The following is a 12,387-nucleotide window of genomic DNA, read 5'->3' as shown; positions in this document are numbered from 1 at the left end:
TTACCCATGACCGATGTTGTATCCAGGCACGCCGATGTAGTGATCATCGGTGGCGGCTTGAGCGGGACCCTGCTGGCGGTGCAGTTGCTCAGGCAACCTCACGCACGGCGGATCGTCATCATCGAGCCGCGCCCCGAGCTCGGCCGAGGTGAGGCTTACAGTGCCACCGAGTTGGGGCACACCCTCAATGGCAATGCGGCGCGCATGAGCGTCGACCCCGACAACGCCGACGACCTGACCGAATGGCTGACCCGGTTCATCGACGACGGCGGGTGGCCGCAGTCGGCCGAGCAGTCGCTGCCGGTGGCGGAGCTGTTCCCGCCGCGCGGCATCTTCGGGCTCTATGCCCAGCAACGCCTGGCCGAGGCACGTGCAGCGGGTGCCCGGTACGGGGCCACGGCAGAGCATGTGCGCGCGCAGGCGATCGATCTGCAGACCTGCGGCGAGCAGGTCGAGATCACCTTGGATAACGGCCAGGTGTGGTACGGGCGGCAGGCGGTGCTGGCCACGGGCATGTTTCCCGCCGCGCGCACCGCCTTGAAGGCGCCGGGCGGTCTGAACGCTGGGGCGGTCGACCCGTGGGACGTGCAGGCCATGCGTGGCCTCGACCCTCAGGCCCGGGTGTTGATCATCGGCTCGGGACTGACCATGGTCGATGCCGTGGTCTCGCTCGACCAAGCCGGCCATCGCGGGCCGATCACGGTGATTTCGCGGCACGGTCTGTGGCCTCATGTTCGTCGCCAGCCGCCGAGCTGGCCGGATTTCCTGGCAGCGGCCGACGATTTGCGCAGCCCGCGCCAGCTCATGGCCGAGGTGCGCAAGCAATGCCGCCAGGCGCTGCAGGAAGGTGTCGACTGGCAGGCGCCGCTGGACACCGTGCGTGCGCATATCGCCCGGCTCTGGAGCCAGGCCAGCGAACGCCAGAAACGCCAGTTCGTACGCCATGTACGGCCCTGGTGGGAAAGCCACCACCATCGGTCACCGCCGCCCAGCGACGCGCTGGTGCAGAGGCTGATACGCGAGGGGCGGCTGACCCTTCAGGCGGCCAGCTATCAGCGCGCCGACGGCACGACCCTGACCATCCGCCGGCGGGGCGAATCTGCCTCGGTGCAGCTGCACGGGGATGCGTTGATCAATTCCAGTGGTATCGAATATGACTGGCGGCGGGTCGACAAGCCGTTGCCGCGCCAGCTTCTGGCGCGTGGCTTGATCCGGCCGGGGCCTTTGGCCCTGGGTATAGAGTCTGACGTCGAAGGTGCTGTCGTGGACGCCCAAGGGCTGGTCGCCGAGCGACTGTTCGCCATGGGCCCGCCGTTGCGGGGGATGTGGTGGGAGAGTACCGCTGTGACCGACGTCGCGGCGCAGGCCAAACGCCTGGCAACGACCCTGCTGAGCCGCTGCTGAACCCGTAGTGCACCCGCCACACCGCAGCGCGCCCTTCGCGGCCACGGACCGCTCCTACAGGGATTGTGGTTCCTCTTTTCGGGCGGTCATCGGCTGTGAAAAGAGGACCCGGTACAGCCCACAGACCGCAGCCACCGTTTCGCGGCCACGGACCGCTCCTACTGGGGAACCCCAATCTTCGTAGGAGCGGTCATCGGCCGCGAAGCAGGCGCTGCGGTCATTCAGGCAGATCGGTGCACTGCTCAGTCGTTGGGTTCAGTGGTATTGACGTACGGCGGCACCTTGGCCAGGGTCAGCAATCGCGCCTGATCGGCCTGAATGCCCTGGCGCGAAGCCAGCGGCTCGAGCTTCTGGATCTCGCCGGTCTGCAGCGAGCGCTCGATAGCAGCCAGCACTCGCACGTCACGCCAACCTTCGTCGCCATCCGCTTCAGGCTGGCGATCTTCGAGAATGCACTGAGAGAAGTACTCCGTCTCGCCGCCGAACTGATCGACCACCGGGAAGGTATGAGCCTGCGTTTCGCCGTCGATGATCGCGCGATAGGCAATGGCGACGCCTTCACCGAAACCGAAGCAAGGCGATGCCTCGAACTCCCCCTTGGTACCGATCAACTGGAAACGCTCGGTTGCCGGCAGGCTGTAGCTGACGGTGAACGTAGCCTGACGCTGCTCCGCGAACCGCAGGGTCACGCTGACGGTGTCCGGGGTATTGATTGGCCGTCCGGGTGTCTGCGCACCAACGGCATGCACTTCCAGCGGCTCGCCGCCGAACAGGTTGCGCACGGCATTGAGCGGGTAGGGCCCCATGTCCGCCGCCGGGCCGGCCCAGAAACCGCTTTTCATCCGGTGGTTCTCGGCATCGGTATGTTGCGTGAAGGTAGCGGTAAACAGCCGTGGCTCACCGATATCGCCGCGACGCACGCGCTGGACCATGTCCACGGTGCCCGGCTCGCAATGCAGACGGTAGGCGATCATCAGCTTGGCCTTGCCACGCTCGGCAGCCGCATTGATCGCCAGGCAGTCTTCCTCGCTGGCAGCCATGGGTTTTTCCAGCAGCACGTGAATACCGGCTTCCAGCGCCGGGACTGCGAATTCGCGATGACGGAAGTTGGGCGTGGCCAGGTAGATCGCATCGATCTCGCCAGACGCCAGCAGTTCGGGAAACTGCTCGTAGCTGTAGCTCTTGAGGTCATACATCGCAGCCAGTTCATCGGCCTTGATCGGGTCGCCGGTTACCAGTGCAGTCATCACCGAATTGCGGGTCTGGTCCACACCGGGCATGAACGCACCTTGCGAAATCCAGCCACCGGCAACCACGGCGTAACGAATTTTTCCCTGAGCATCGGGCATGGGTCGGGCCTCCTTGTGTCACCAGGCGAAATGCGTGGCGTATAGGAAGTCGGCAAGCTTGGAGGGCAGGAGTTCCCGAAGATTGGGAAGAGGGGGGAGAAATCAAGATGGTGCGAGGTGCGGGAATCGAACCCGCACAACCAAAGGTCGTCAGATTTTAAGTCTGATGCGTCTACCAATTTCGCCAACCTCGCACAGTCGCGCATCATACTGATTAGGCTGAGAAATGTCATGCGCTAATGGTTCAATGGCGCGGCCTGCCAAACATGCACTCGCCGTGCTTAAAATCAATTCGCCATTATTGAACGTAAAGCCGGCGTGGCGCGTCTTAATTTGCTAAGGTGGTAGCCGATTGTAAGTTTTTCATATGCCACGGTTGGCGACCATGCAATGGCTTGCAGCGCCGCGCTGATAGGCCGCCAGGAGATTCACTGTGACATCACGCGAGACTTCGGTCGCGCTCGCCGCTGCCATCGAGCAGTGCGCGAGCGAGCCCATCCGTACGCCGGGCAGCATCCAGCCGCAGGGTTTCATGCTGGTGCTCGACGCCACCGCCCAGCGTGTGCTGCAGGTCAGCGACAACGTCCGTCATTGGCTGCAACTCGAGCCTGCGCACCTGCTGGAAACGCCGGTCGCCGACCTGATCGAGCGAGGTGCGGCACTGTCGGCGCGCCTGGCCGCCTGGTCCGGGGAAGAACAGCAGCCATTTCATTTCGCCGATGTGCGCTTCGCCCAGGGCAGCCGTCGCCAGATTGCCACGGCGATGATGGTGCACCGCGTCGACGGGGTGATCGTCGCCGAGTTCGAGCCCGCTGCCGATGAGGCCCATGCCTATGGCGCCTTGTACCCAATGGTGCGGACGTTCATTGGCCAGTTGCACAACGCCCAGGACATTCTCGAGTTGTGCGAGCGCTCGGTGGTCGAGGTGAAGCGCGTGACCGGCTTCGGTCGGGTCAAGGCCTACAGTTTCGACGAGACGGGCAACGGCACCGTGCTGGCCGAGGCACGGGACGAGGGCTACCCCAGCTACCTGGGGCTATGCTTCCCGGCGTCCGATATTCCGCGTCAGGCCAGGGAGCTGTACTGCATCAACCGCATCCGGGTGATCGAAGATGCCAACTACCAGGCATCGCCGCTGATGCCGGCCAACAACCCCCTGACCGGCGAGCCGTTGGACCTCAGTCATGCAGCACTGCGCAGCGTTTCACCCGTGCACGTGCAGTACATGCGCAACATGCAGACGATGGCGTCGATGTCGATTTCCATCGTGGTCGACGGTCGGCTCTGGGGTCTGATCTCCTGTCACCACGACCAGCCTCATGCGGTCGGTTTTCAGACCCGTACCGCCTGTGAGCTGCTGGGCAGCGTCCTGTCGCTGCAGATCGAAACCAAAGCCATCCATGCGCAGCATGAGCGCATGCTCGAACTGCGTCGGCAGATCGTCCAGCTGCTTTCCGCCATGGCCGACAGCGACAGCGTGCGTGCCGGCCTGCTGACGCTGCCCGAGACCTTTCTGGGCTTCGTCCGCGCCAGCGGTGCGGCGATCATCGCCGAGGCTCGCTGCGAGTTGCTGGGTGACACACCTCCGCAGGCGTTGGTCGATGCGCTGGCAGTGTGGCTGGCCGAGCGCGGCGGGCAGGAAATATTTCACAGCGACAACGTCGGTCGGGACCTGCCCGAGCTGCCCGAACTGGCGCGTTACTGCGGCGGTGTGCTGGCCGTGGCGATTTCCGAGATTCATTCCCACTATTTGATCTGGTTCAAGCCGGAGCAATCGCACACGGTGACTTGGGCAGGGCGGGCAGAAAAAAGCCTGGACAGTGCCGGTGTGCTCAATCCACGCGCCAGCTTCGATAGCTGGAAGCAGGAAGTCAGCGGCTTCTCAAGCCCCTGGGACGCACTCGAGATCGAAGGCGTTCACGAACTGCGCACTGCCGTGCTCGGCATCGTCCTGCGCAAGGCCGAGGAACTGGCGCAGTTGGCGGGTGAACTGAAGAAATCCAACAAGGAGCTCGAGGCTTTCTCGTACAGCGTGTCCCATGATCTGCGTGCACCGTTGCGCCACATTGCCGGCTACGCCGAATTGCTGGCCGATTTCGAAGGCCCCAAGCTGTCCGAGCGAGGCTTGCGTTTTCTCGAACACATCGGCGAGTCGGCGCGGTTTGCCGGCACCCTGGTCGACAACCTGCTGAGCTTTTCCCAGATGGGCCGTTCGGCCCTGCGTTTCACCGACGTCGACCTCAACGCGCTGGTCGAGTCCATCCGCCTGGAGATGCAGCCCGATTACGAAGGTCGCGATCTGCAATGGCAGGTGGCGGCACTGCCGCGCCTGGTGGCCGACGCCGCGTTCGTGCACCTGGCGCTGCGCAACCTGCTGTCCAATGCCATCAAGTACAGCCGCACCCGCGAGCATGCGGTGATCGAAGTCGGCGCCTACCAGCAGGACGCCGAAACGATCATTTTCGTGCGTGACAATGGCGTGGGCTTCGACATGGCCTACGCCGGCAAGCTGTTCGGGGTGTTCCAGCGCCTGCACCGCATGGAAGAGTTCGAAGGCACCGGCATTGGCCTGGCCAGTGTGCGCCGCATCATCGAACGACACGACGGCCGGGTGTGGGCCGAAGGCGCCCTGGATCAGGGCGCCACTTTCTACATGGCGTTGCCGCGACGTACACATTCCGCCGGCACGAATCTACCGAGGTAAGCGATGCTCAAACCTATTCTTCTGGTCGAGGACAATCCCAAAGACCTGGAGCTGACACTGGTGGCGCTGGAGCGCAGCCAACTGGCGAACGAAGTCATCGTCATGCGTGACGGTGCCGAAGCGCTCGACTATCTGCTGCGCCGTGGCAGTCATGCGGCGCGTGACGCGGGCAACCCGGCAGTGCTGCTGCTGGATCTCAAGCTGCCCAAGGTCGACGGGCTGGAAGTGCTCAAGGTGGTCCGCGAAACCGAACAGTTGCGCAGTATTCCCACGGTCATGCTGACCTCATCCAGGGAAGAACCGGATCTTGAACGGGCTTACTCACTTGGAGTGAACGCTTACGTGGTCAAGCCGGTCGAATTCAAGGAATTCGTGTCTGCCATCTCCGACCTGGGTATTTTCTGGGCGGTGTTGAACGAGCCCCCACCCGGCTCGTCGCGAATCGTTCGTCGTCCCGGCTCTTGAGTCCTGCTCGCGCTGTGTGACGGTCGAGACCAACCACACCCAGCGTGCCCCACCCAATGGCGCACGGACGGCGCTAAGCGCGCCACACTCCAGCCACGTATTCGGATCTCTATGCCGCCCAAGCCTTTGCAACTGCTGTTCGTGGAAGACAGCCCCCTCGATGCCGAACTGGCGCTGATGACCCTTGAGCGCGCGGGCGTGGCCGTCGAGTCGACCCTGGTGTTCAATCATCAGGGTGTGGAGCAGGCGCTGGCGGACGGTGCGTTCGACCTGATTCTGTGTGACTACATGCTGCCAGGCTCATCCGGCCCTTTGGTGCTGCAGGCAGCGCAGCGCCTGGCGCCGATGACGCCGTTCATCTTCCTGTCCGGGGTCTACGGCGAAGAGCATGCGGTCGAGATGATGCGCCAGGGCGCTATCGACTATGTGCTCAAGCAGAACCTGAGCCTGTTGCCCCGTGCCATCCAGCGTGCCATGGACGAAGTCCACGAGCGTCATCGTCGGCGCGACGCAGAGCGTTCCCTGCAGCACGCCGAAGTGCGTGCGCACATCGCCACCAACGCAGCGCGCATGGGTGTCTGGGACTATGCGCCGCCCAGCGACACACTGCTCTGGGATGAACGCTGCCGGGCACTGTACGAGCTTGACCCCGCTGCCGAGGTGAACCTGGCGCTGTTTCTCGACTACTGCCACGGCGAAGACCTGCCCGTGGTTCAGGAGCGCATGACTGCAGCCTTGACGGTCGACGATGGGCGGTTGTTTCACATCGAGTATCGCGTGCGTCTGGCCAGCGGTACCCTGCGCTGGATTGCCAGCCATGGGCAGGCCTTCTTCGAAGACGGCGTGTGCGTGCGTTTCACCGGCGTCATCCAGGACATCACCGAGCAGAAGCAAGCGACCCAGGCCCTTGAGCAGCTCAACGAGATGCTTGGGGAGCGGGTGGTCAAGCGTACCCGCGAGCGCGACCGCACCTGGGAGCTGTCCCGCGAGTTGCTGGGGGTAATGCGCTTCGACATGTCGCCGGTGTCGCTCAACCCCGCGTGGGAATCCACACTGGGCTGGACCCGTGAGCATCTGGGCAGCATCCAGTTGTGGGAGATCATTCATCCCGACGATCTCGCCGCGACCCGCCGCGAGACCGAGAACATCGCCAACGGCAATGTCTCGACCCGCTTCGTCAACCGCATGCGCCACGCCGACGGAAACTACCGTTGGTTGTCCTGGACCATCGTTCCGGACGAGGGGCTGATGTACACCGCCGTGCGCGACATCACCGGTGAGCGTGAAGTGTTGGATGAGCTGGCCGGTGCCAACCATCAGCTGCGCGAGCAGATCGACGAGCGCCAACGCATCGAGGCCACGCTGCACCAGCTGCAGCGCCTGGAAGCGGTCGGCCAGCTGACGGCGGGTGTGGCGCACGACTTCAACAACCTGCTGACGGTGATCCTGGCCAGTACCACCTTCATTGCGCGCGATTTCGAGAAAGGCAGGACCGAACGCATTCAGGGCCGCCTGCAGAACATCAAGGAGGCGGGCGAACGCGGTGCCAAGCTCACCGGTCAGTTGCTGTCCTTCTCCCGCCGCCAGCGCCTCGAGCCGGTGGCGGTGAACCTCAACGGTACCGTGGAAGGCATGATCGAGCTGTTGCAGCGCACCCTGGGTGGCAGCATCTGGATCGAAACCGACACCGCGCCCGACTTGTGGAATGCATTGGTGGATCCGACCCAGACCGAGATGATCATTCTCAACCTGGCGATCAACTCCCGCGATGCCATGCCCGGTGGCGGCACCTTGCGCCTGTCCACGGCCAACGAAACGGTGAGCATGGCGGCGCAGCGTCCGGAAGACCCGGAGCCCGGCAACTACGTGGTGCTGTCGATCCAGGATTCGGGTACTGGCATGAGCCAGCAGGTGGTGGCCAAGGCCTTCGAGCCGTTCTTTACCACCAAGGAAGTGGGCAAGGGGTCAGGCTTGGGTCTGGCTCAGGTGTTCGGCTTTGCCAAACAGTCGGGTGGGGGCGTGGCGATCATGACCTCGCCGGGCTACGGCACCACGGTGAAGGTCTACTTGCCGGGCGTTCCGGATCAGCTTGTGGCGCACGCAGACGAGCCTGCCTATATCGCAGTCGCTCAGAACGAAGGCGAGCGACGGACCATCCTGCTGGTCGACGACGACCATGGCGTGCGCGAGGTGACGGCGACCATGTTGCAGGGCCTTGGCTACAGCGTGATCGAGGCCGACAGTGCCGAGCAGGCGCTGAACAAGTTGGACCCCAGTGTCGACCTGGTGCTGACCGACTTCGCCATGCCTGGCACCAATGGCGGGGAGCTGGCGCACATGATTCGTCGCCGTCACCCACGATTGCCGATCGTGTTCGTGACCGGTTATGCCGAGCTCGAGGGCCTCGATTCCGAGCACTATCCTTTGGTACAGAAACCCTTTCGCGAACAGGACCTGGCGAGCAAGATCAGCGCTGCCTTCCGTGCCTAGCAACGGCTGCCGGCCGACTCAGCGGCCAGTTGCCTTGGGCACCATGGGTACGCCGGCCTTGATGCGTTCGTAGATTTCCTGACGATGCACCGCCACGTCCCGTGGCGCATCTATGCCCAGGCGGACCTGACCGCCCTTGACGTCGATGATGGTGATACGAATATCGTCTTCGATAACGATGCTTTCGTCGGTGTTGCGCGTCAATATCAGCATGATGGAATCCTTGCGCTCGAGGGATTTCGTTCCTGGCATCTCTGATTAGTGACGTATGCCGTGTGGGAATAATTCCTTTTGAATGCGCGCACCCTGCCTGCAACTTTTCTTCCGGCAGAGTTGTACTGAACCACCAGCCGTGTAGAAGGTCGGTTACATAAGGCATCGCCTTGATTACCCACAAGAGGTAGGCATATGACAGACGTAGAATTGGAAACCACCAAGCAGTTCATGGAATGGGAAGACTCGTCAGCGAATTATCTGGACGAGCAAGTTCGCCATGAGGAAACCCTCAAGAACGGCTGCCGTATCGTGGTGCGCGCACGCAAGATCGGTGAAGACAAAATCTCGGTGTTCTTCGGTACTTACGGCGTGGATGGCCGGGTGATCAAGGAACAGACCGAAATACGTGATGGATTGACATGTGCCAAGGATGCCCTGGCGTTCGCCACTGACAAGGCGAAGCGTCATGCAGGCGGTGGGGCAGGGGCTCCGGACGACAATCATCACCAGGCAACGCCTGTCTGACGTTGTCAGCGGTGACTTCGCGCCGCTGTGCAGTCTGGCCAAGGCCAGATGCATGGCGGCGTTCGAAGGACCGCGGCAATCGGCCGATCAGGCCTGGCCATTTTCCTTTTCCGGTGCAGGGCTGCCTGCCTGGATACGCTTGAAGATCTCTTCGCGATGTACCTGTACATCCTTCGGCGCATCGATGCCGATTCGCACCTGCATCCCTTTCACGCCAAGGATAGTGATCTTGATGTCGTCATGAATGACGATGCTTTCGCCTACCTTGCGGGTGAGTATCAGCATGAACGGCTCCTTGATTCCTTTGCTTAGAATTTATCCGGTGTTTGAAGTGTGTCGGTTGCTACCTGAATACGGACGCAACATGACAATTTTAATTCCCTCGGAGCGCCCTGTTTGTGGATACGCGGCAGTCATGGCACAACGAGTGGCACTAGGCGCCAGTATGGCGTGGTTCTGTACAGGCGCCTAGCAGATTGGCATTACGTTTGGTTTATCGGGGCGATAGTGGCACTCTTGCCACCATCGCTGAAACGAAACCCTAGGGTTGCCACTGGGTACGCTGGCCACTCAGCTTCCTGTCAAGAAAGCTGGCGGCGCTGATCAGAGCCAGATGGCTCAACCCTTGGGGGGTATTGCCCAGGTGATGGCCATGCCGATCGAACTCCTCGGCGAACAGCCCCAGCGGGTTGGCATAGCGCAACAACTGCTCGAACTCCAGATGCGCCTTTTCCACCTGGCCAGCCCGTGCCAGGCACTCCACATACCAGAACGAGCAGGCGGTAAACGCACCTTCGTCGCCCGGCAGGCCATCATCCTGGCGGTAGCGGTAGACCATGCCGTCACGCACCAGGGTGCGCTCGATTGCCTCCAGTGTGCTCAGCCATTGCGGGTCGCTGGCACCCACGAAACGCACCAGTGGCATCAACAGCATGGAGCCGTCGAGCTCGACGCTGCCCAGCTTCTGTACGAAATGCCCAGCATCGGCGTTCCAGAAATTGCTCCAGATGTCGTCGTGGATCGCCTGGCGCTCCTTGTCCCAGCGCTCGAATGGCGCTGGCAGCGAACGTTTCTCGGCCAGACGCAGGGCGCGATCGAGGGCAACCCAGCACATCAGGCGTGAATGCAGGTAATGCTCGGGCGGGTTGCGCATCTCCCAGATACCGACGTCCTTTTGATGCCAGCTGCTGCACACCTTGTCGACGATGTGGGTGACGTGCTTCCAGCCCTGGTGAGAAATCGCCTCGCCATACTTGTTGGCCAGGTACACCGCATCCAGCAGTTCGCCGTAGATGTCCAGCTGAACCTGGTCATGTGCACCGTTGCCGACCAGCACGGGCCTGGCACCGCCGTGCCCGCCCAAGTGATCGAGCTCGGATTCGGGCAGCTCTTCTCGTCCGTCCAGGCCGTACACCACGCCCAACCGGGCAGGCTCGTCGCAGCATTCGCCGACACGGTCGCGCACCCAGCGCATGTAGTCGTTGGCCTCGGTGGTGAAACCCAGGCGCATGAAGGCGTACACGGTGAACGATGCATCGCGGATCCAGGTATACCGATAGTCCCAGTTGCGCACGCCACCGGGCGCTTCGGGAAGACCGAACGTCGCGGCGGCGATGATCCCGCCGTGTCGACGTGATGTCAGCAGTTTCAAGGCCAGTGCGGAGCGATCGACCATCTCGCGCCAGCGACCCTTGTAGTTCGAATGGCCGATCCAGTTGCGCCAGAACGCCAGGGTTTCGTCCAGGCATGCCTGGCCTTCACCGGCACGCACCATCGAGTCTTCGGCGCCGCCGAGGATGAATTCGGCGCATTCGCCTTCCTTGAGTTCGAACACGGCGATGGCGCTGTGCGCCTCGATGCGCAAAGCCTGGGTTGCCGACAGCCGCAAGGTGGGCTGGCCTTCGGCGCTGAAGCAGACGTCCTCGCCGCTGGCGTGGGCCTGGGTATCGGCGCGGCTGTAGTCGTGCCGAACCCGGCAGCGCAAGCGGATGGTGGCAGTGCCGTTGCGCACTTCTACCCGACGTATCAGCCGGGGCAGGGCGTCGGCCTCTGCGGCGACCGGCATCAGGTCGGTGACCTCGACCACTGCGTCCTGGTCGATCCAGCGGGTTTGCAACACGTTGCTGTCGGGCAGGTAGATCTGCTGGCGACGCGCGCCGGGCAGGTCCGGGGCGAGTTCGAACACACCTGCGCGATCGCAGTCCAGCAGGGCCGTGAAAATGGAAGGGCTGTCGAATTCCGGCCAGCAGCAGAAGTCGATACTGCCGTTGTCCGCGACCAGCGCGGCGCTGCGCATGTCGCCGATGATGCCGTGGGCCTCGATCGGGCTTTGCAGGGTGCTGCAGACGTCTTCAGCCATTGTTTCGGAACCCCGGATACAAGCTCATGCCACCGTCGATGAACAGCGTGGTGCCGTGCACGTAGTCACTCAGATCGGATGCCAGCCAGACGACCGCGTTGGCGACGTCGTCGACCTCGCCGACACGGCCGTAGGGAATCAGTCCGAGCAGCTTCTTCTCGGCGTCGCCTTGGGTGTTTTCTTCGTTGATGGCGGTGCGAATCGCGCCAGGGGCGATCGAGTTGACGCGAATGCGCTGCTCGCCGACTTCCTGGGCGATGCTGCGCATCAGCAGATCGATGCCGCCCTTGGAGGCGGCGTAGTTGACATGGCCGGCCCAGGGAATCAACTGGTGCACCGAGCTCATGTGGATGATCTTGCCGGCCGCCCGCGACAGCCAGGAGCGCGGGCCCTGTTTCTGGAACTGTCGCAGGGCAGCGCGGGCACAGAGGAATTGGCCGGTGAGGTTGACCTCGATCACCTTGTTCCAGTCGGCCAGGGTCATGTCGACCGTGGCAGCATCACGCTGCAGGCCCGAATTGGCGACCAGAATATCCAGTGCGCCGTAGGTGTCGATGGTGGCGGCGAAGAGTCGCTCGACGTCGTCTTCCTTCGACACGTCCGCGCCCACCGCAATGGCTTTGCCACCCGCTTCGCGGATCTCTGCAACCAGGCGTTCGGCGGGCTCGGCGTGGGAATTGTAGTTGACGACCACAGCGGCCCCGGCGGCGGCCAGTGCCTTGGCGGCAGCGGCGCCCAGGCCGGAGCTGGCGCCGGTGACCAGGGCAACCTGTTTGTCCAATGAAATCTGCATCCGGGATGATCCTCCAATAATGGCGTTTCAATGCTGACTGGCGATGCGGTGCGGGAGTTCAGCGCAGAAACGTTTGGGCACG

At 62.8% G+C, this 12,387-nt stretch carries 10 protein-coding genes and 1 tRNA gene; 5 read left to right on the top strand and 6 right to left on the bottom strand.

All coding sequences use genetic code 11. From position 1 onward, the window contains the following. Positions 1-6: 6 nt before the first annotated feature. On the top strand, positions 7-1,404 hold the full coding sequence (locus IFT44_RS02830; protein ID WP_192175383.1) for an FAD/NAD(P)-binding protein: 1,398 nt from the start codon (positions 7-9) through the stop codon (positions 1,402-1,404). A 242-nt stretch (positions 1,405-1,646) separates the two neighbouring features. On the opposite strand, the gene IFT44_RS02825 is transcribed toward IFT44_RS02830, so the two are convergent. Further along, positions 1,647-2,753, bottom strand: a complete 1,107-nt coding sequence (locus IFT44_RS02825) for a Gfo/Idh/MocA family protein (RefSeq protein ID WP_192175382.1) — start codon at positions 2,751-2,753, stop codon at positions 1,647-1,649. 108 nt (positions 2,754-2,861) lie between these two features. Further along, positions 2,862-2,947: transfer RNA gene (locus IFT44_RS02820), tRNA-Leu, on the bottom strand. A 239-nt stretch (positions 2,948-3,186) separates the two neighbouring features. On the opposite strand from IFT44_RS02820, the gene IFT44_RS02815 reads away from it, so the two are divergent. The 3 genes from IFT44_RS02815 (at position 3,187) to IFT44_RS02805 (ending at position 8,412) form a co-directional block, all read left to right on the top strand. After that, a complete protein-coding gene (locus IFT44_RS02815; protein ID WP_192175381.1) occupies positions 3,187-5,457 on the top strand; it encodes an ATP-binding protein in 2,271 nt (756 codons plus the stop codon). Positions 5,458-5,460: 3 nt separating this feature from the next. Further along, on the top strand, positions 5,461-5,922 hold the full coding sequence (locus IFT44_RS02810; protein WP_122477893.1) for a response regulator: 462 nt from the start codon (positions 5,461-5,463) through the stop codon (positions 5,920-5,922). 111 nt (positions 5,923-6,033) lie between these two features. After that, the gene (locus IFT44_RS02805) at positions 6,034-8,412 is read left to right on the top strand and encodes a hybrid sensor histidine kinase/response regulator (RefSeq protein ID WP_192175380.1); all 2,379 of its coding nucleotides are present in this window, start codon (positions 6,034-6,036) and stop codon (positions 8,410-8,412) included. Positions 8,413-8,430: 18 nt separating this feature from the next. Here the strand turns inward: IFT44_RS02805 and csrA (IFT44_RS02800) are convergent, their stop codons facing one another. Further along, positions 8,431-8,625, bottom strand: a complete 195-nt coding sequence (gene csrA, locus IFT44_RS02800; RefSeq protein ID WP_122477896.1) for a carbon storage regulator CsrA — start codon at positions 8,623-8,625, stop codon at positions 8,431-8,433. Between the two features lie 195 nt (positions 8,626-8,820). On the opposite strand from csrA (IFT44_RS02800), the gene IFT44_RS02795 reads away from it, so the two are divergent. Continuing rightward, positions 8,821-9,153 carry a hypothetical protein gene (locus IFT44_RS02795; RefSeq protein ID WP_122477898.1) on the top strand — a complete coding sequence of 111 codons (333 nt, stop codon included), beginning with the start codon at positions 8,821-8,823 and terminating at the stop codon, positions 9,151-9,153. 87 nt (positions 9,154-9,240) lie between these two features. Here the strand turns inward: IFT44_RS02795 and csrA (IFT44_RS02790) are convergent, their stop codons facing one another. The 3 genes from csrA (IFT44_RS02790) to IFT44_RS02780 form a co-directional block, all read right to left on the bottom strand. Next, positions 9,241-9,438: a carbon storage regulator CsrA gene (gene csrA / locus IFT44_RS02790; protein WP_192137236.1), complete on the bottom strand. Its 198-nt coding sequence runs from the start codon at positions 9,436-9,438 to the stop codon at positions 9,241-9,243. 256 nt (positions 9,439-9,694) lie between these two features. Then, entirely contained in the window at positions 9,695-11,512 is a 1,818-nt protein-coding gene (locus IFT44_RS02785; RefSeq protein WP_192175379.1) for a glycoside hydrolase family 15 protein, read from the bottom strand. Next, positions 11,505-12,305 carry a glucose 1-dehydrogenase gene (locus tag IFT44_RS02780; protein ID WP_192175378.1) on the bottom strand — a complete coding sequence of 267 codons (801 nt, stop codon included), beginning with the start codon at positions 12,303-12,305 and terminating at the stop codon, positions 11,505-11,507. The genes IFT44_RS02785 and IFT44_RS02780 overlap by 8 nt, the downstream gene beginning before the upstream one ends. Positions 12,306-12,387 lie beyond the last annotated feature (82 nt).

Origin of the sequence: Pseudomonas sp. CFBP 13710 (genome assembly GCF_014842235.1) — a bacterium.
Taxonomy (GTDB): Bacteria; Pseudomonadota; Gammaproteobacteria; order Pseudomonadales; family Pseudomonadaceae; genus Aquipseudomonas; species Aquipseudomonas baltica.
This window is presented reverse-complemented; position numbering and strand designations above follow the sequence as displayed.